The organism is Kitasatospora sp. NPDC048365 (genome assembly GCF_043200835.1).
In the GTDB taxonomy this organism is placed as follows: Bacteria; Actinomycetota; Actinomycetes; order Streptomycetales; family Streptomycetaceae; genus Kitasatospora; species Kitasatospora terrestris.
On the sequence record NZ_JBICYJ010000036.1, the window covers coordinates 76052 to 93733 of the forward strand.

18 protein-coding genes and 5 tRNA genes are annotated in these 17682 nt (G+C 72.1%); 7 read left to right on the forward strand and 16 right to left on the reverse strand.

Features of this window, described 5'->3' with window-relative positions; translation table 11 throughout:
• Positions 1–21: 21 nt before the first annotated feature.
• Positions 22–1023 carry an NAD(P)H-dependent glycerol-3-phosphate dehydrogenase gene (locus ACGFX4_RS30250; protein WP_393080923.1) on the reverse strand — a complete coding sequence of 334 codons (1002 nt, stop codon included), beginning with the start codon at positions 1021–1023 and terminating at the stop codon, positions 22–24.
• Positions 1020–1817 (reverse strand): lysophospholipid acyltransferase family protein, encoded by a 798-nt coding sequence (locus ACGFX4_RS30255; RefSeq protein ID WP_393080925.1) that lies wholly within the window; start codon positions 1815–1817, stop codon positions 1020–1022. Before ACGFX4_RS30255 ends, ACGFX4_RS30250 begins: the two co-directional genes overlap by 4 nt.
• Positions 1818–2032: 215 nt before the next feature.
• On the opposite strand from ACGFX4_RS30255, the gene cofC reads away from it, so the two are divergent.
• Positions 2033–2707, forward strand: a complete 675-nt coding sequence (gene cofC / locus ACGFX4_RS30260; RefSeq protein ID WP_393080928.1) for a 2-phospho-L-lactate guanylyltransferase — start codon at positions 2033–2035, stop codon at positions 2705–2707.
• Between the two features lie 22 nt (positions 2708–2729).
• The gene (locus ACGFX4_RS30265; protein ID WP_393080931.1) at positions 2730–2951 is read left to right on the forward strand and encodes a hypothetical protein; all 222 of its coding nucleotides are present in this window, start codon (positions 2730–2732) and stop codon (positions 2949–2951) included.
• A gap of 441 nt (positions 2952–3392) precedes the next feature.
• On the opposite strand, the gene ACGFX4_RS30270 is transcribed toward ACGFX4_RS30265, so the two are convergent.
• Both ACGFX4_RS30270 and ACGFX4_RS30275 read right to left on the reverse strand, forming a co-directional pair.
• Positions 3393–3665 carry a hypothetical protein gene (locus tag ACGFX4_RS30270; protein ID WP_345699094.1) on the reverse strand — a complete coding sequence of 91 codons (273 nt, stop codon included), beginning with the start codon at positions 3663–3665 and terminating at the stop codon, positions 3393–3395.
• Positions 3662–3904, reverse strand: a complete 243-nt coding sequence (locus tag ACGFX4_RS30275; RefSeq protein WP_345699093.1) for a hypothetical protein — start codon at positions 3902–3904, stop codon at positions 3662–3664. The genes ACGFX4_RS30270 and ACGFX4_RS30275 overlap by 4 nt, the downstream gene beginning before the upstream one ends.
• A 118-nt stretch (positions 3905–4022) precedes the next feature.
• On the opposite strand from ACGFX4_RS30275, the gene ACGFX4_RS30280 reads away from it, so the two are divergent.
• Positions 4023–4763, forward strand: a complete 741-nt coding sequence (locus tag ACGFX4_RS30280) for a GntR family transcriptional regulator (protein WP_393080935.1) — start codon at positions 4023–4025, stop codon at positions 4761–4763.
• Between the two features lie 87 nt (positions 4764–4850).
• On the opposite strand, the gene ACGFX4_RS30285 is transcribed toward ACGFX4_RS30280, so the two are convergent.
• The 4 genes from ACGFX4_RS30285 to leuC form a co-directional block, all read right to left on the reverse strand.
• Complete coding sequence (locus ACGFX4_RS30285) at positions 4851–5582, reverse strand: HU family DNA-binding protein (protein WP_393080938.1); 732 nt, start codon at positions 5580–5582, stop codon at positions 4851–4853.
• Positions 5583–5715: 133 nt separating this feature from the next.
• Positions 5716–6006: a hypothetical protein gene (locus ACGFX4_RS30290; protein WP_393080941.1), complete on the reverse strand. Its 291-nt coding sequence runs from the start codon at positions 6004–6006 to the stop codon at positions 5716–5718.
• A 157-nt stretch (positions 6007–6163) separates the two neighbouring features.
• The gene (gene leuD / locus ACGFX4_RS30295) at positions 6164–6760 is read right to left on the reverse strand and encodes a 3-isopropylmalate dehydratase small subunit (RefSeq protein ID WP_393080944.1); all 597 of its coding nucleotides are present in this window, start codon (positions 6758–6760) and stop codon (positions 6164–6166) included.
• 3 nt (positions 6761–6763) lie between these two features.
• The gene (leuC, locus tag ACGFX4_RS30300; protein WP_393080947.1) at positions 6764–8185 is read right to left on the reverse strand and encodes a 3-isopropylmalate dehydratase large subunit; all 1422 of its coding nucleotides are present in this window, start codon (positions 8183–8185) and stop codon (positions 6764–6766) included.
• A gap of 170 nt (positions 8186–8355) precedes the next feature.
• Here leuC and ACGFX4_RS30305 point away from each other — a divergent pair, with 170 nt between their 5' ends.
• Positions 8356–9069: an IclR family transcriptional regulator gene (locus ACGFX4_RS30305; protein WP_345699088.1), complete on the forward strand. Its 714-nt coding sequence runs from the start codon at positions 8356–8358 to the stop codon at positions 9067–9069.
• Positions 9070–9212: 143 nt separating this feature from the next.
• Here the strand turns inward: ACGFX4_RS30305 and ACGFX4_RS30310 are convergent.
• The 8 genes from ACGFX4_RS30310 to ACGFX4_RS30345 all read right to left on the reverse strand — a co-directional run bounded on the left by ACGFX4_RS30310 (position 9213) and on the right by ACGFX4_RS30345 (position 12466).
• A tRNA-Gln gene (locus tag ACGFX4_RS30310) sits at positions 9213–9287 on the reverse strand.
• Positions 9288–9291: 4 nt separating this feature from the next.
• Positions 9292–9364: transfer RNA gene (locus ACGFX4_RS30315), tRNA-Glu, on the reverse strand.
• 9 nt (positions 9365–9373) lie between these two features.
• A tRNA-Glu gene (locus ACGFX4_RS30320) sits at positions 9374–9446 on the reverse strand.
• A 32-nt stretch (positions 9447–9478) separates the two neighbouring features.
• Positions 9479–9551 (reverse strand) — tRNA-Glu (locus ACGFX4_RS30325).
• A gap of 22 nt (positions 9552–9573) precedes the next feature.
• Positions 9574–9645, reverse strand: a tRNA-Gln gene (locus tag ACGFX4_RS30330).
• Positions 9646–9822: 177 nt separating this feature from the next.
• Positions 9823–11319, reverse strand: coding sequence for a glutamate--tRNA ligase (gene gltX / locus ACGFX4_RS30335; RefSeq protein WP_393080950.1), 1497 nt, complete (start codon positions 11317–11319; stop codon positions 9823–9825).
• Positions 11312–12112 carry a fumarylacetoacetate hydrolase family protein gene (locus ACGFX4_RS30340; RefSeq protein ID WP_393080953.1) on the reverse strand — a complete coding sequence of 267 codons (801 nt, stop codon included), beginning with the start codon at positions 12110–12112 and terminating at the stop codon, positions 11312–11314. Before ACGFX4_RS30340 ends, gltX begins: the two co-directional genes overlap by 8 nt.
• A gap of 132 nt (positions 12113–12244) precedes the next feature.
• Positions 12245–12466, reverse strand: a complete 222-nt coding sequence (locus ACGFX4_RS30345) for a hypothetical protein (RefSeq protein WP_393080955.1) — start codon at positions 12464–12466, stop codon at positions 12245–12247.
• Positions 12467–12989: 523 nt separating this feature from the next.
• Here ACGFX4_RS30345 and ACGFX4_RS30350 point away from each other — a divergent pair.
• The 3 genes from ACGFX4_RS30350 to ACGFX4_RS30360 all read left to right on the forward strand — a co-directional run bounded on the left by ACGFX4_RS30350 (position 12990) and on the right by ACGFX4_RS30360 (position 17635).
• The gene (locus tag ACGFX4_RS30350) at positions 12990–16628 is read left to right on the forward strand and encodes a nitrate- and nitrite sensing domain-containing protein (protein WP_393080958.1); all 3639 of its coding nucleotides are present in this window, start codon (positions 12990–12992) and stop codon (positions 16626–16628) included.
• Positions 16629–16638: 10 nt separating this feature from the next.
• A complete protein-coding gene (locus ACGFX4_RS30355; RefSeq protein ID WP_030057391.1) occupies positions 16639–17052 on the forward strand; it encodes a roadblock/LC7 domain-containing protein in 414 nt (137 codons plus the stop codon).
• A gap of 136 nt (positions 17053–17188) precedes the next feature.
• Complete coding sequence (locus ACGFX4_RS30360; RefSeq protein WP_393080961.1) at positions 17189–17635, forward strand: DUF742 domain-containing protein; 447 nt, start codon at positions 17189–17191, stop codon at positions 17633–17635.
• The last annotated feature ends 47 nt before the right edge of the window (positions 17636–17682 follow it).

Sequence of the window (17682 nt, forward strand, 5' to 3'; positions counted from 1 at the left end):
GAGACTACCGTCCGTTTTCGGTCACCGGCGCTCCGGCTTGGCCGAACGGGCCATGAGGCCCTTGAGCACCTCCTGGGTGGGCCGGCCGTTGTGCACGACGTCGACCACGGCCTCGACGATCGGCATGTCGACGCCGTTGCGCCGGGCCAGGTCGAGCACCGACTCGCAGGACTTGACGCCCTCCGCGGTCTGGCTGGTTGCGGCGATCGTCTCGGCCAGCGTCATGCCGCGGCCGAGATTGGTGCCGAAGGTGTTGTTGCGCGACAGCGGCGAGGAGCAGGTGGCCACCAGGTCGCCCATGCCGGCCAGGCCCGCGAAGGTGTGCGCGTCGGCACCGAGCGCCAGTCCCAGCCGGGTGGTCTCGGCCAGGCCGCGGGTGATCAGGGTGGCCTTGGTGTTGTCGCCCAGGCCCATGCCGTTGGCCATGCCGACCGCCAGGCCGATCACGTTCTTCACCGCGCCGCCGAGCTCGCAGCCGATCACGTCGGTGTTGGTGTACGGGCGGAAGTACGGGGTGTGGCAGGCGGTCTGGAAGCGCTTGGCGACCGCCTCGTCGGTGCACGCGACCACGGTGGCGGCGGGCTGCCGGTTGGCGATCTCGCCGGCCAGGTTGGGTCCGGAGACCACCGCGACCCGCTCCGGGCCGACCCCGGCGACCTCCTGGACGACCTCGCTCATCCGCTTCGCGGTGCCGAGCTCGATGCCCTTCATCAGCGAGACCAGCACGGTCTCGGGGCCCAGCAGCGGCGCCCAGTGCGCGAGGTTGTCGCGCAGCGTCTGGGACGGCACCGAGAGCACCGCGAAGTCCGCGCCGGCCAGCGCCTCGGCCGGGTCGGTGGTGGCCCGGATCGACTCCGGCAGCCGCAGGTTCGGCAGGTAGTCCGGGTTGACGTGGTCCCGGTCGATCGCGTCGACCAGTTCCTTGCGGCGGCCCCACAGGACCACCTCGCAGCCGGCGTCGGCCAGGATCATCGCGAACGCGGTGCCCCAGGAGCCGGTGCCCATCACGGCGCAGCGGGTCATCGGCCGCCCTCCGCCCGGTCCTTCTTCGCCTCCGCCGCGGCCGCCCGTTCCCGGGCCGCCCTGCGCATGTCGTACCGCTCGGCGGGCGCCTTCTCCCCGCGGATCCCCTCCAGCACCTCGGTGATCGCCGCCAGGATGTCGTCCGTGGCGTCCCGCAGCACCTGCGCGGTGATCTCCTGCCCCTGGTACTTGGACAGGTCGACCGCCGGGCCCGCCGACACGATCACCTTGTGCCGCGGGAACGGCCGGTACTTGGCACCGCCGCCGCGCCCGTAAGGCGGGATGATCTCGTGCGCGCCCCAGTGCGCCACCGGGATCACCGGCGCGCCGGTCATCAGCGCGACCCGGGCGGCGCCGCTCTTGCCGGTCATCGGCCACAGCTCCGGGTCCCGGGTCAGCGTGCCCTCCGGGTAGAACTGCACGCACTGGCCGTTGTCGATCGCCTCGATCGCGGCGCGGAACGCCTCGGCGGCGTCCGTCGACTCCCGGAACACCGGGATCTGGCCGGTCTTGCGCAGCATGAACCCGATGAACGGGATCGAGAACAGCGAGGACTTGCCGAGGATCCGCGGCGGGCGGCCGCTGTTGTACTGCCAGTGCGCGTAGAACACCGGGTCGATGACCGAGTTGTGGTTCACCGCGGCGATGAACCCGCCCTTCTCGGGCAGGTGCTCCCAGCCGCGCCAGTCCCGCGTCGCCAGGGCGAGGGTCACCGGCTTCACGAGCACGGCCGCGAAGCGGTACCAGATCCCGTAGTCGGGATTGCCGAACCTGGCGTTAGAGCGGCGCGCCACCCCAGCTCCTCCTCATCCGGTGCGGCACCCGGGGTGCCGCGGTCTGTCCTCACCTGGGCCGGTCTCGGCTCCGAGCGGCGACCAGTCTCGCCCGTGGGCGGACCGGCTGTCGAGCAGCCCCCGCCGGTGGCCCGGCGCGAGTGATCAGGCACACGCACCGCCGGGGCCCGACGGGGTTGGCCTGCGCATTGGCACCGGCGCCAGAATTGACGCCGATGACAGAGGACACCGTACGCCCCGTCGCGCCCGTCCCGCCCGGACCGTCCGGTGGCGGCGCCGGCTGGTCCCTGGTGCTGCCCGTGAAGCGGCTGGAACTCGCCAAGAGCCGGCTCGCCGGATTCCCCGGCGCACGGCGGCCGGACCTCGCGCTCGCCTTCGCCCTGGACACCGTCACCGCCGCCCTCGCCTGCCGCGAGGTCCACCGCGTCCTGGTGGTCACCCGCGACCCCGCCGCCGGCCGCCGGCTCACCGCGCTCGGCGCCACCGTCGTCGCCGACGAACCCGGCGGCGGACTCAACCCCGCCCTCGCGCACGGCGTGCGGCGGGCACGCGAGAGCGACCCGCACGCGCCGGTCGCCACCCTCTCCGCCGACCTGCCCGCCCTGCGGGCCGGCGAACTCGGCCGGGTGCTCGGCGCGGTGCCGGCCGTCGGCCGCGCCTTCCTGCCCGACGCACCCGGCACCGGCACCGTCCTGCTCGCCTGCCGGCCCGGGGCGCCGCTCTCCCCCGCGTTCGGGCCGACCTCGCGGCGCGACCACGCGAGCGGCGGCGCCCGCGAACTCGCCGTCGCCGACGTACCGTCCGTCCGCCGGGACGTCGACACCCCCGCCGACCTCGCCGAGGCCCTCGCCCTCGGCGTCGGCCCGCACACGGCCGCCCTGCTCCACTGACCGGGCTCGCTATGCTGCCTGCATGCAGGCCACCTCCTTCACCTTCGACCCGGCGACCCGGACCGGTTCCGTCCTCCTCGACGACGGCACCCCCGTCCCGTTCGACGCCGCCGCCTTCGACGCCGGCGGCCTGCGACTGCTCCGCCCCGGCCAGCGCGTCCGCATCCGCACCGAGGGCAGCGGCGACGCCCGCCGCGTCGTCTTCATCACCCTCCAGACCTTCCCCGACCCCGCCGACGCCTGACCGGCCACCAGGCCCCGCAGCCCCGCAGCCCCGCAGGCAGTCGAAACCCCACCGCCGGCGCACCCCGCCGGAGGCGGGCTCCCCCGGCAACACCGGCCCGCCGAAGGCGAATCGCGTCCGGGCGACCGGCCAAGTCCTTACCGCTTCGCGGCCCCGCCGGAGGCGAATCGCGTCCGGGCGACCGGAATCCCCGCCGGGGGCGGACCCTGCCGGCCGCCGGCCCACCGCCACGCGGCCCCGCCGGAGGCGGACTCCCCCGGCAACGCCGAGCCGCCGAAGGCGAATTGCGCCCGGGCGACCCGCCAAGTCCTTACCGCTGCGCGGCCCCCGCCGAAGGCGGCAACGGCCGGTCCGCCGGAGGCGCATCAGGTCCGGACAGGCGAAATCCCGGCCAGGGGGCGCGTCCTGCCGGGAGTGGGGGGTTCGTCGTGCGCTCGGGGGTCAGGTGTCGAGACGGATCGCGTGGGCGCGGCCGGCCATGTGGAAGCTGAGGGTGAGTCGGCCGTCGCGGGCGAGGAAGGTCTCGACGCGTTCGACGGCGCCCGGCCCGAAGAAGTAGCGGTAGGCCTCGTACTGGGTCCACCCGAGCGGGAGGACGCGGAGCGACTGCCAGAGCGCGTCGAGCGCGTCCGGGAGCCGGGTGAAGGTGGCCGGCTCGGTGATGTCCTCGATCGAGACGGTGTACCCCTTGGGCGCGGGCGCGGTGGCGTTCATTGCACTGACTCCTCGTCGAGTTCGGCCCACACCAGGTGGACCGTGGCGATGTACTGGTGGCCGAAGCGGTCGGCCGAGGACAGCGCGGCCAGCATCTCCAGGTGGGCGTCCCGGTCGAGCTCCGCGGGCAGTTCGGCCTCCACCCGGAAGCCGCCACCGGGAAGGCGGCGGATGCGTGCCCGGCCACCGGTCGCGGTCGCCAGGCGGGCGGCGAGGTCAAACGCCCTGGTGGTTCGCACGCAACGCCTCTCCCCGAGAGCAGCTGGTCACGCAAAGTGAATCTAACGCATTAGATTCCACCTGATGCATTAGATTGTCAACCTCGTATCACCCGTCAGCTGCCGCCGGGAGAGCCAGATGCCGTCGCAGGAGCCCCCGTACCAGCGGATCGCCGAGGACCTGCGCCGCCGCATCGCGGCCGGCGAGTGGTCGGTCGGTGAGCGGCTGCCGTCCCGGGCCCGGCTGGCCCAGGACTACGGCGTGGGGCCGAACGTGCTGCAGCGCGCGCAGGAACTCCTCATCGAGCAGAACCTGTTGGAGGGCCGGGCCGGCTCGGGGACGTACGTCCGGCAGCCGCCGGAGCACCGCACGATGGTCCGCTCGCGCCTGGGCTCGTCCTTCCCGAACGAGCTGAAGCCGGACAGCTACGACTCGCACTCCTTCGCCCGCGAGCCGGCGCCCGAGCACATCGCCGAGCGGCTGGGCATCGCGCCGGGCGAGCCCACCGTGCGCACCCGGTACGAGTTCTTCGCCGACCGCCGACCGGTCCAACTCGCCGACAGCTGGGAGCCGATGGCCATCACCCGCGGCCAGCCGGTGCTGCTGCCGGAGCGGAACCCGATCGGTTCGGGGCGCGGCGTGCTGAAGCGGATGGACTCGATCGGCGTACGCGTGGTGCGGGTGGTGGAGCGTCCGCGCCCGGCGCGCGCGACCGTGGAGCAGGCTCTGCTGCTCGGCATTTCGGCGGGTGATCTGGTCACCGTCATCGAGCGGACGCACTACGACGACGCCGGCCGCGCGGTGGAGACCGCCGATCTGGTCGTTCCGGATTCCCGCTGGGAAATCGTCTACGAGCTCCCGGTCGGCGAATTCTCCTGAACAGCAGACAGCTGCGGCGGCCCGCCCCGGTATTGCACCGGGGTGGGCCGCCGCAGCTGTTGACGGCCTGACCGGCCGTCGGGGCGACTACTTGGCGGTCGACTTGCGCGCGGCGGTCTTGCGCGTGGCGGTCTTCTTCGCCGGAGCGGTCTTCTTCGCGGTGGTCGCGGCCTTCTTCGCCGGAGCGGCCTTCTTGGCGGCGGCGGCGGTCTTGGCCGGAGCGGCCTTCTTCGCCGCGGCGGTCTTGGCCGCGGTGGTCTTGGCCGCCGTGGTCTTCGCGGCGGTCGTCTTCGCAGCGGTCGTCTTCGCGGCGGTGGTCTTGGTGGCCGTGGTCTTCTTGACCGCGGTCGCCTTCTTCGCGGCGGTGGCGGTGGTGGTCTTCTTCGCGGCGGCGGCCTTCTTGGTGGCCGGGGCGGCGGCGGCGGCCGCGGCGCGCTTGGTGGCGGCACGCTTGGCGGCGGGGGTGGCGGCGACACCGGACTTGCCCGGGGTGAGCGAGCCCTTGGGCGCCTTCTTCACGGAGGGGCCCTCCTTCGGCAGCTTCTTGCTGCCGGAGACGAGGTCCTTGAAGCCCTGACCCGGACGGAACCGCGGCACGGAGGTCTTCTTGACCTTCACCCGCTCGCCGGTCTGCGGGTTGCGGGCGAAGCGCGCCGAGCGCTCCACCTTCTCGAAGGTGCCGAAACCGGTGACCGACACGCGGTCACCCGCCACGACGGCACGCACCATGGTGTCGAGCACTGCGTCGACGGCCTCTGCGGCAGCCTTGCGACCGCCCAGCTGCTCGGCCACCGCTTCGACAAGCTGAGCCTTGTTCACGTCTTCCCCTTCGGAAACGGGCGCCGGATGAATCCATCCGTTCATTTCGCACGTTAGGTATGTATGTGCGGACTTTCAATTACCAAACGCGTGAATCACCCTAGTGTCGCAACGAATTTGCGCATCGGCGACCTCAGGTGGGCGGGATGCGCCCCTCGTCGAGGTCCTGCACAAAGCGACTCAACCGCCGCGCCGCCTCCGGGAGATCACGCTTGGCGGTCTCGGTGACGATGAGCAGTTGACGGGTGAGAGCGGTCTTTGCGTCCGTTGACACGTTCAGCGCATGAACGCGGGCATGGGCTTGCTTCAACCGCTCGGCCACCAGCGCGTAGAGCGCGGTGACTTCCGAGTCGGTAGCACCGTCCGTCCCCTCCGGTGACGCGGGTTCGCCACCCGGGTACGGAGGTTCGGGGTTCCGGTGCACGCAACGATTGTGCCATCTGTTGCGAGTTGCACTACACCAGGGCGGCTTTCAGCGGGTTGATGCGGGTTGATTACGCGCACTCAACGCGGAAGACCCGCCCCCGGGGTGGGGGCGGGTCTTCCGTCGCTGCGTCAGAAAGGTGCTACTCGGTCGCCACTCAGGCGGCCGGCAGAGTACGCGGCTTGAACGCGGGCCGGGTGCCTTCGAACGCCGCGATGTCGCCCTCGTTCTGAAGGGTGATGGAGATGTCGTCCAGGCCGTTCAGCAGGCGCCAGCGGACGTTGTCGTCCAGTTCGAACGAGGCCGTGATGCCCTCGGCGCGCACCTCGCGGGCCTCCAGGTCGACGGTGATCTCGGCGGTCGGGTCCGCCTCGATCAGCGCCCACAGCGCCTCCACGGTCTCCTGCGGGAGGAGGACCGTCAGCAGGCCGTTCTTCAGCGAGTTGCCGCGGAAGATGTCGGCGAAGCGGGAGGAGATGACCGCCTGGAAGCCGTAGTTCTGCAGCGCCCAGACGGCGTGCTCGCGGGAGGAGCCGGTGCCGAACTCGGGGCCGGTCACCAGCACGCTGGCGCCCTGCCGCTCGGGGCGGTTGAGGACGAAGTCCTCGTCCTTGCGCCAGGCCTCGAACAGGCCGTCCTCGAAGCCGGAGCGGGTGACCTTCTTCAGCCAGTGCGCCGGGATGATCTGGTCGGTGTCCACGTTCGAGCGGCGCAGCGGGACGGCGCGGCCGGTGTGGGTGGTGAACTTCTCCATGGCTCAGGCCTCCACGGCGACGCGGTCGGTCAGGTCGGACGGTGCGGCCAGACGGCCCACCAGCGCGGTGGCGGCGGCCACCTGGGGGGAGACCAGGTGGGTGCGGCCACCCTTGCCCTGGCGGCCCTCGAAGTTGCGGTTCGAGGTCGAGGCGCAGCGCTCGCCCGGGGCGAGCTGGTCCGGGTTCATGCCCAGGCACATCGAGCAGCCGGCGTGGCGCCACTCGGCACCCGCGGCGGTGAAGACCTTGTCCAGGCCCTCCTCGACGGCCTGCAGGGCGACCCGCACCGAGCCGGGGACGACCAGCATCCGCAGGCCCTCGGCGATCTGCCGGCCCTCCAGGATCGCTGCGGCGGCGCGCAGGTCCTCGATCCGGCCGTTGGTGCAGGAGCCGACGAAGACGGCGTCGACCTTGACCTCGCGCAGCGGGGTGCCGGCCTCCAGGCCCATGTACTTGAGGGCGTTCTCCGCGGCGATCTTCTCCTGCGGGTCCTCGAAGTCCTCGGGGCTCGGCACGTTGGCGCCCAGCGGCGCGCCCTGGCCGGGGTTGGTGCCCCAGGTGACGAACGGGGTCAGCTCGTTCGCGTCGATGAAGACCTCGGCGTCGAAGACCGCGTCCTCGTCGGTGGTCAGGGTGCTCCAGTACGCGACGGCGGCGTCCCAGTCCTCGCCCTGGGGGGCGTGCGGACGGCCCTCGAGGTAGTCGAAGGTGGTCCGGTCCGGGGCGATCATGCCGGCCCGGGCACCCGCCTCGATGGACATGTTGCAGATGGTCATCCGGGCCTCCATGGAGAGGCTGCGGATCGCCGAGCCGCGGTACTCCAGGACGTAGCCCTGGCCGCCGCCGGTGCCGATCTTGGTGATGATGGCCAGGATCAGGTCCTTGGCGGTGACGCCCTCGGGCAGCTCGCCCTCGACCGTGATGGCCATGGTCTTGAACGGGGCCAGCGGCAGCGTCTGGGTGGCCAGCACGTGCTCGACCTGGCTGGTGCCGATGCCGAACGCCAGTGCGCCGAAGGCGCCGTGGGTGGAGGTGTGGGAGTCGCCGCAGACCACGGTGGTGCCGGGCTGGGTCAGACCCAGCTGCGGGCCGACCACGTGGACCACGCCCTGCTCGACGTCGCCCAGCGAGTGGATGCGCACGCCGAACTCCTCGGCGTTCCTGCGCAGCGTCTCCAGCTGGACCCGGGAGACCGGGTCGGCGATCGGCTTGTCGATGTCCAGGGTCGGGGTGTTGTGGTCCTCGGTCGCGATCGTCAGATCGGTCCGGCGGACCTTCCGGCCGGCCAGACGGAGGCCGTCGAACGCCTGCGGGCTGGTCACCTCGTGCAGCAGGTGCAGGTCGATGTAGAGCAGGTCGGGCTCGCCCTCGGCGCGCCTGACGACGTGGTCGTCCCAGACCTTCTCTGCCAGTGTCCGTCCCATCGGAATCCCTCCAGCCGGCCGCGTTGCCGGCCGCTCGTCTCTGTTGTCCAGGATGTGGACAGCCTGGTAAGGGTCCATCCTGGGTGTCTTCCGGGCTGCTGCATCAAGAGTGGCGCTTTTCTCGGAAGATTGAACTTGCGTCTCGCGGACTGAGACTGCAGTATCGGAGCATGGACAACACTAGCGGCGTCGGCGTTCTCGACAAGGCCGCTCTGGTGCTCAGCGCACTGGAGTCGGGCCCCGCCACGTTGGCGGGGCTGGTCGCCGCCACCGGTCTGGCGCGGCCCACGGCCCACCGGCTCGCCGTCGCTCTCGAACACCACCGCCTGGTCACCAGGGACATGCAGGGCCGGTTCATCCTCGGCCCCCGACTCGCCGAGCTCTCGGCCGCGGCCGGCGAGGACCGGCTGCTGGCCGCCGCCGGCCCGGTGCTCACGCACCTGCGCGACGTCACCGGCGAGAGCGCCCAGCTCTACCGCCGGCAGGGCGAGATGCGGATCTGCGTGGCCGCCGCCGAGCGCCTCTCGGGCCTGCGGGACACCGTGCCGGTCGGCTCCACGCTGCCGATGAAGGCCGGCTCCGCCGCCCAGGTCCTGCTGGCCTGGGAGGAGCCCGAGCGCCTGCACCGCGGCCTCCAGGGCGCCCGCTTCACCGCCACCGCGCTGAGCGGCGTCCGGCGGCGCGGCTGGGCCCAGTCGATCGGCGAGCGGGAGCCGGGCGTGGCGTCCGTCTCCGCGCCCGTCCGCGGCCCCTCCAACCGGGTGGTGGCCGCCGTGTCGGTGTCCGGCCCGATCGAGCGCCTGACCCGCCACCCCGGCCGGCTGCACGCCCAGGCCATCATCGAGGCCGCCAACCGCCTCACCGAGGCACTGCGCCGCGGCTGAGCCACGCGCGAGGGCCCGCCCCCGAGGGGCGGGCCCTTCCGCGTGCCCCGGCCCGCGCGCCCCGGCCCGCGCGGTCCGCGCCCCCCCGATGGGCCGGAAATGCAAAAAAAGCCCCGGCTTTTCGCCGGAGCTTCTCGGATTTCTGGCTGGGGTACCAGGACTCGAACCTAGACTAAATGAACCAGAATCACTCGTGCTGCCAATTACACCATACCCCAAAAGTACCCCCGACCGGATTCGAACCGGCGCTACCGCCTTGAGAGGGCGGCGTGCTAGGCCGCTACACAACGGGGGCCTTGATGAGTACCCCCGACCGGATTCGAACCGGCGCTACCGCCTTGAGAGGGCGGCGTGCTAGGCCGCTACACAACGGGGGCTTGCTCATCATTTTGCAATTGTTGAGATTGCGTACCCCCGACCGGATTCGAACCGGCGCTACCGCCTTGAGAGGGCGGCGTGCTAGGCCGCTACACAACGGGGGCTTGCGTCACACTGGGTGCTGCGCTGGGGTACCAGGACTCGAACCTAGACTAACTGAACCAGAATCAGTCGTGCTGCCAATTACACCATACCCCACCAGAGTTCAACCCCCTTGCGGGGTCTTCCTCGGTGTCTTGCGCCTCCCGGACCGGGCGGCGCAGAAAGAACATTACCCGACGCGCGGCCCCGCTCCAAAATCGATAACCGCAGGCAGGGCCCCGGGTGGCTGCGGGCCTGGTCAGCGACCGGGCCCGCAGCCACCGCGGGCGGCCGTCAGGAGGCCGGGACCAGCTCCAGCGCGGCGCGCAGACGGCGCAGCGTCTCCTCGCGGCCGAGCAGCTCCATCGACTCGAACAGCGGCGGGGAGACCCGGCGGCCGGTGACCGCCACCCGCAGCGGGGTGAAGGCGAACTTGGGCTTGATGCCCAGGCCCTCCACCAGGGCCTCGCGCAGCGCGGCCTGGATCGGGTCCGGGGTGTAGTCCGCCAGGCCCTCCAGGGCCTTGATGGAGGCCTCCAGCACCGGGGCGGCGTCCGCGGTCAACACCTTGGCGGCGTCCTCCGGGTCGACCGCGAAGTCGGCCGGGGCGACGAACAGGAAGCCGGCCATGTTGACGATCTCGCTGAGCACGACCATCCGCTCCTGGGTGAGCGGCGCCACCTTCGCCAGCAGGTCGAGCTGGGCGGCGGTGGGCTCGGCCGGCAGCAGGCCGGGGGCCTGCAGGTACGGCACCAGGCGCCGGACGAACTCCTCCGGCGCGAGGCGGCGCAGGTGCTCGGCGTTGATGTGCTCGCACTTCTTCAGGTCGAAGCGGGCCGGGTTGCCGTTGACGTCGTCGATGTCGAAGGCGGCGACCATCTCGTCGGTGTCGAAGATGTCGCGGTCCTCGGCGAGCGACCAGCCCAGCAGGGCCAGGTAGTTGAGCAGGCCCTCGGGCAGGAAGCCGCGCTCGCGGTACAGGTTGAGCGAGGCCTGCGGGTCGCGCTTGGAGAGCTTCTTGTTGCCCTCGCCCATCACGTACGGCAGGTGGCCGAAGCGCGGGGTGGTGCCGTTGCCGACGCCGACCTCGGCGAGGGCGGCGTACAGGGCGATCTGACGGGGCGTCGAGGAGAGCAGGTCCTCGCCGCGGAGCACGTGGGTGATCTCCATCAGCGCGTCGTCGACCGGGTTCACCAGGGTGTACAGCGGTGCGCCGTTGGCCCGGACGATGCCGTAGTCCGGCACGTCCTTGGGGTCGAAGGTGATCGGGCCGCGGACCAGGTCGTCGAAGGAGATCGGGGCGTCGGGCATCCGGAAGCGGACGATCGGCTGCCGCCCCTCCTGCTCGTACACGGCGACCTGATCGTCGCTCAACTCGCGGCAGTGGCCGTCGTATCCGGACGGCTTGCCGGCCGCGCGGGCGGCCTCGCGGCGGGCGTCCAGCTCCTCGGTGGAGCAGTAGCAGCGGTACGCGTGGCCGGCGGCCAGCAGCTTCTGCGCGACGTCCGCGTAGATGTCCATCCGCTGCGACTGCCGGTACGGCGCGTGCGGGCCGCCGACCTCGGGGCCCTCGTCCCAGTCGAAGCCGAGCCAGCGCATCGCGTCGAGCAGCTGGTCGTACGACTCCTCGGAGTCGCGGGCCGCGTCGGTGTCCTCGATCCGGAAGACCAGGGTGCCGCCGTGGTGGCGCGCGTACGCCCAGTTGAACAGGGCGGTGCGGACCAGACCCACGTGCGGGTTGCCGGTCGGGGAGGGACAGAAACGGACCCGGACGTCAGGGTTGTTAGCCACGCTTGATCACCTTGTTGGCGAGAGTGCCGATGCCTTCGACGGAGACGGCGACCTCGTCGCCGACGTTGAGGGGGCCGACACCCGCGGGGGTGCCGGTCAGGACGATGTCGCCCGGGAGCAGGGTCATCGCCTCGGAGATGTGGACGATCAGCTCGGCCACCGAACGGACCATCTGGGAGGTCCGGCCGGCCTGGCGGAGCTCGCCGTTGACCGTGCAGGTCACGGCGAGGTCGTCCGGGTCGAGGTCGGTCTCGATCCACGGGCCGATCGGGCAGGAGGTGTCGAAGCCCTTGGCGCGGGCCCACTGGCCCTCGCGCTGCTGCACGTCGCGCGCGGTGACGTCGTTGGCGCAGGTGTAGCCGAAGATCACCTCGGGCACCCGCTCCAGCGGCACCTCGCGGCACATCCGGCCGATCACCACGGCGAGCTCGGCCTCGTGCTGCACGTCCGAGGAGAACGGCGGGTAGGCGATCGACTCGGTGGGGCCGATGACGGCGGTGGAGGGCTTGAAGAAGGTCAGCGGCACGGCCGGGACCTCGTTGCCCAGCTCCGCGGCGTGCGCCGCGTAGTTGCGGCCCACCGCGACGATCTTGCTGGGCAGCATCGGGGAGAGCAGGCGCACGTCCTGGAGACGGAAGCTCTCGCCGGTCAGCTGCTGGGGGCCGAAGGGGTGGCCGGCCAAGGCGTGCACCACCATCGAGTCGGGCTCGTTCACCTCCCCCTCGACCACGCCGAAGGAGACGGAGCCCGCTGCAGGGCTCCCTTCCCGGACGGAGAACCTGGCAATACGCACTGCCCTGCAACCTCTCGGTTCGTCGGCCGCCCGGACGCTCCCGGACGGTGGCCGAGCCCGCAGTCCCGGGCCCGGCTCGCGCTGTCCAGGTTAGTGGCCGCGGATCGGTACCGCTGCCGATATTGCCGCAGCTCAGTCCTGGGGGACGCGGGGCGCGGGGGCGACCCGCAGCTGGCTGCGGCGCGGGTTGGCGGTGTTGCCGGGCAGCTCGACGGCGTACTCGCGGGGCTCCTGGGAGGCCACGAAGCCGGGGAGGCGGCTGAAGTCCGCGACGGAGGCCAGGGTCGTGCGGCGCGGGTTGGCCGTGGAACCGCTGCTCAGCGTGGAGCGAGTGGCCTGCTGGGTCTCGGACATTGCGTCACACCTTGGGTTTCGTGAGTGGTCGGACTTTTGCGGTGGCCGGCCGCTGGGCAGGCTCATCGCAACCCTGCCAGGTTAGAGATCGCATTCCACAGCCGCCGTGACCAAAGCTACACATTTGTCTGTGACTTTGCTCACAATTGTGGTTGGAATTGGCCGTGGACGGGCAATTCGGGTCGCTGTCGATTTCCGGCATTCATCTCATCTCGGACATTCTCCACAGAAGTCGATCAACGGATGACTTGGCATGTATCCGGCGAGTGTCCGAAAAGAGCGGTATTACCGGTCCGGAGCCGCACAGTCAGTGAGACGGTGCACGCAGTGGGTAGCCCAGGACACGGACTCGTAACCGCCCTTGTTGGACTTCTCCCGCTGTGCTGGAATGCGACGGAAAAACTCGACACCGCCCTACCCCCGAGCAGGGGGAGGGGCGCCCGGTCCAGAGGTTGCGACGCCAGTGCAGGGACGTTTCAAGAGGGGCAGCGGCGCCGCGGGTGACCCGGAGTCGCGGGAGCCCATGGCAGGCCCCCACCAGGCAGCGCCGAACACGGGTCCAGGCGACCGACCCTTCGGCGGTACCACCGAGCCCACCATCGAGGCCGGTGCCGGCTCCGCCGAGGAGAGCGACGCCGAGAAGGTCAGTCGCCGCTCGCGCCTGCGCGGCACGCTCAACCGCCGCCGCGCCACCGGCATGAGCCGGTTCGCCATGCGCAACTGGCGAATCCGGACGCGCCTGATCGCGCTGCTGCTGCTCCCCGTGGTGGTGGCGCTCGCCTTCGGCGGCCTGCGCGTGCAGAGCTCGATGGAGAACTCCCGTCAGCTCGCCCAGATGAGCGACCTCGCCGACCTGGCCCGCCGGGCGACCGCGCTCGCGGACGCCCTGCAGACCGAGCGCGACATCAGCGCCGGCCCGCTCACCGCCGGCGTCGGCCACGACGACCCCGAGGTCGCCGAGGCGTACAAGAACACCAACGCGCTGAGCAAGGCCTTCGCGGCCAGCGCGGACAAGTTCGACGACCTCGACCAGGCCGGCTCGAAGACCCTGCTGCTGCAGGTCCGCAAGGACCTCAACCAGCTGACCGACGCGCGCAACAGCGCGTACAAGCAGGCCGAGAACATCCAGGCCACGATCACCAGCTACGACGTGATCATCAAGGACCTGGTCGGCATCACCCAGGACATCGCGATCACCTCGAACTCCACCGAGCTGATCAAGATCACCCGGGCGCTGCAGCAGTTCTCGCTGGCCAAGGAGGCCTCCTCGATGCAGCGCGCGCTGATCAGCGCCGCGCTCGCCAACCCGCAGGGCGCCTCGTTCTCCGCATCGGACGAGACCTTCGGCATCCGGCTGCAGAACACCGAGGACAACGCCCGCGCCAACTTCTCCGCGATCTACGGTGAGGCCGCGGCCCGCGCCAAGCTCTCCAAGCTCAGCCTGAACCAGGTGATCGCCGACGCGGACCGGTTCAGCAAGGCCGTCCTCACCACCAACGGCATCCGCCAGGCCGACAGCCGGTCCTACAAGAACTGGTACGACGACGCCAGCGCCAAGATCATCGCCGAGCGGTCGATCGAGACCTCGCTCCTCGACGACCTGGACGGCAAGGCCCAGCAGCTGCAGTCCGACGCCGACACCGAGTCGCTGATCAACGCCGCGCTGGTCGCACTGGTGCTGATCGTGGCCATCGCCGGTGCCGCCCTGGTGGCCCGCTCGATGGTGCGCTCGCTGACCCGACTGCAGACCGCGGCCGAGGACGTCGCCGAGCGCCGCCTCCCCGAGCTGGTCAAGACCCTCTCCGAGAGCGACCCGCACGACGTCGACGTCACCGTCGAGCCCGTCGGCGTCGACTCCGCGGACGAGATCGGCCACGTGGCCCACGCGTTCGACATGGTGCACCGCGAGGCCGTCCGCCTCGCCGCCGAGCAGGCGCTGCTGCGAGGCAACATCAACGCGATGTTCACCAACCTCTCGCGCCGCAGCCAGGGCCTCATCCAGCGCCAGCTGTCGCTGATCTCCGAGCTGGAGAGCCGCGAGGCCGACCCGGACCAGCTGGCCTCGCTGTTCAAGCTCGACCACCTCGCGACCCGCATGCGCCGCAACGGTGAAAACCTCCTCGTCCTCGCCGGTGAGGACCCGGGCCGTCGCTGGACCCGCCCGGTCCCGCTGGTCGACGTGCTCCGCGCCGCCGCCTCCGAGGTGGAGCAGTACGAGCGCATCGAGCTGGCTTCCGTGCCGTCGGCCGAGGTCGCCGGCCGCGTCGTCAACGACCTCGTCCACCTGCTCGCCGAGCTGCTGGAGAACGCCACCTCGTTCTCCAGCCCGCAGACCCGCGTCCGGGTCACCGGCCACGCCCTGCCGGACGGCCGGGTGCTGATCGAGATCCACGACACCGGCATCGGCCTCTCCCCCGACGACCTGGCGGACATCAACGAGCGCCTGGCCAACCCGCCGGTCGTGGACGTGTCGGTCTCCCGCCGCATGGGTCTGTTCGTGGTCGGCCGCCTGTCCCTGCGACACGGCATCCGGATCCAGCTCCGCCCGTCCGACTCCGGTGGCACCACCGCGCTGGTCATGCTGCCGGTCGACGTCACCAACACCGCCGACCGCCGTGGCGGCCGTCCCGGCCAGGGCCCGAAGGGTCCGCAGCGCGGCGTCGGTCCGACCCCGCGCCAGCAGGGACGTCCCGGTGGCGACCTGGCGGCCGGCCTGTCCGGTGGCCGTCCGGCCGCCGCGCTCGGCCAGACCGCGGGCGGTGCCCCGGGCGGCCGTCCGCAGCTGGGCCAGGGCCCGCAGGGCGGCGCTCCGCAGGGTGGCGGCAACCTCTTCGCCCCGCAGGGCGGTTCGTCCGGCCCGGCCGGCGCCCCGCGCGGTGGCGACCTGTTCGCCCCGCAGGGCGGTGCCCAGGCGCCGCAGGGCGAGCGTCCGGCCGGCGGCCTGCCGACCCGCGAGGTCGGCCAGTCGCTGCGCGAGAACCCCGCGCAGGGCCTGCCCCCGCGCCGGGTCCCGGGTGCCTCCGGCGCCCCGGGCGTCCAGGGCGGTCCGGGTGGCCAGGCCCCGCAGGGCGGGATGCCCCGCCGCGGTCCGCAGGGCCCCCAGGGCGGCCAGCAGGCTCCGCAGGGCGGCCCGCAGGGTGGTCAGCAGGCTCCGAACATGCCCGGTGCCCGGCGTCCGATGCCCGAGCGCCAGCGGCCCACCGAGGCCGGCCAGCACGGCTGGGCGGGCCAGGGCCCGACCGGCGGTCCGCAGCGCCGTCCGCAGCCGCAGGGCCCGGGCCAGGGGCTGCCGGGTCGTCCGGGCGCCGGCCAGGCGCCCGCGCCGATCGAGCAGTCCCCGGCCGAGTCGACCATGCAGTTCGCCCGGCCGCGGTTCGAGGCGTCCGACATCGACCCGCGCGACCCGCTGGGTCTCGGTCTGGTCGAGCCGGTGCTGCCGGACCCGACCGGCCAGCAGCCCGTCGCTCCGCAGGCGTTCCAGCCGCAGGCCCCGGCCCCGGCCGAGCGTCCGCAGCCGATGGCGCTGCCGACCGCCTCCCCCGAGGCGTCGCAGTCGTACCGGCCGCAGCGGCCCGGCACCACCGCTCCCGGCCTCGGCCAGGCCCGGCCGGCGCCGGCCGCCCAGCAGCAGGCCCCGCAGCGGCAGGCCCCCCAGGCCGCGCCGCAGCAGGCCCCGCAGGCCCAGCAGCCCCAGGCCCAGCAGCCGCAGGCTCCGCAGGCCCAGCAGGCCCAGCAGGCGCCGCAGCAGCCGTACGGCGCCCAGCCGCCCGGCCGGTCGGAGGACGACGCCCCGTGGCGCGCCTCGGCCAACGACGAGCGCTGGCGCCGGGCCGAGCAGGTGCGCGAGCCCTCGACCAGCGGTCTCACCACCTCGGGGCTGCCCCGTCGCACCCCGCAGGCCAATCTGGTCTCCGGCACCGCCGAGGCGGCGCCGCTGACCGGTCCGCAGGTCTCCCGCAGCCCGGAGGAGGTGCGCGGCCGGCTGACCAACCTGCGCCGCGGCATCCAGCAGGGCCGCCAGGCCGGTGCGGGCCAGCAGGCCCCGCAGCAGCAGGGCTTCGACGGTTTCGGCGGGTCGGCCCGTGGCAACCGGGGTACCCAGGGCGGCCAGTTCAACGCCGAGGGCAACAACGGCTTCGGCCCCGAGTACCAGGAGCGTTGAGTTGATCCAGATGAGCCAGGCCGCACAGAACCTGAACTGGCTGATCACCAATTTCGTGGACAACACCCCCGGGGTGTCCCACACGGTGGTGGTCTCCGCCGACGGTCTGCTGCTGTGCATGTCGGAGGGATTCCCTCGGGACCGCGCCGACCAGCTCGCCGCGGTCGCCTCCGGTCTCACCTCGCTGACCTCCGGCGCCAGCCGGATCTTCGAGGGCGGCGAGGTCAACCAGACCGTCGTCGAGATGGAGCGCGGCTTCCTGTTCCTGATGGCGGTCAGCGACGGCTCCGCCCTCGCCGTCCTCGCCTCGCCGGACTCGGACATCGGCCTCGTCGGCTACGAGATGGCCCTCCTGGTCGACCGCGCCGGCGCGGTCCTCACCCCCGCACTGCGCGCGGAACTCCAGGGCAGTCTCCTGCACTGACCGTCCCTCACCAGGCGCCGGGCCGCCCGACCAGGCCCGGCGCTCCACCCCACAGTCTCCGCCCGGTGGTTGACACCCTTCCCGACCGAACCCCCCGGCCGGGCACCGGCGACAGGCTGCAGCACTAGGAGGACGCATGACCCCGCCCCCGACACCCGCCGGGTACGGCAACGGGTACGGCAGTGGCTACGGCGGCCAGCAGGCCGGCGGCGGCTACGGCGGCCAGCAGTCCGACGGCTACGAGCAGCAGCCGCTGGTCCGCCCGTACGCGATGACCGGTGGCCGCACCCGCCCGCGCTACCAGCTGGCCATCGAGGCGCTGATCTCGACGACCGGCAGCGCCGGTTCCGGCGGCCTGCTGCCGGAGCACCAGCGGATCGTCGCGCTGTGCCGTGAGGTCAAGTCGGTCGCCGAGATCTCGGCCCTGGCCGGGGTCCCGCTCGGGGTCGCCCGCATCCTCGTCGCCGACCTCGCGGAGGCCGGTCTCGTCGCCATCCACCAGCCCGCCGCCGCGGGCGAGTCGGGCGGTACGCCTGACGTCACGCTGCTCGAAAGGGTCCTCAGTGGACTTCGCAAGCTCTAACGCGGCCGCCCCCAGCCGCGCCACCACCTCCGCGAAGATCGTCGTCG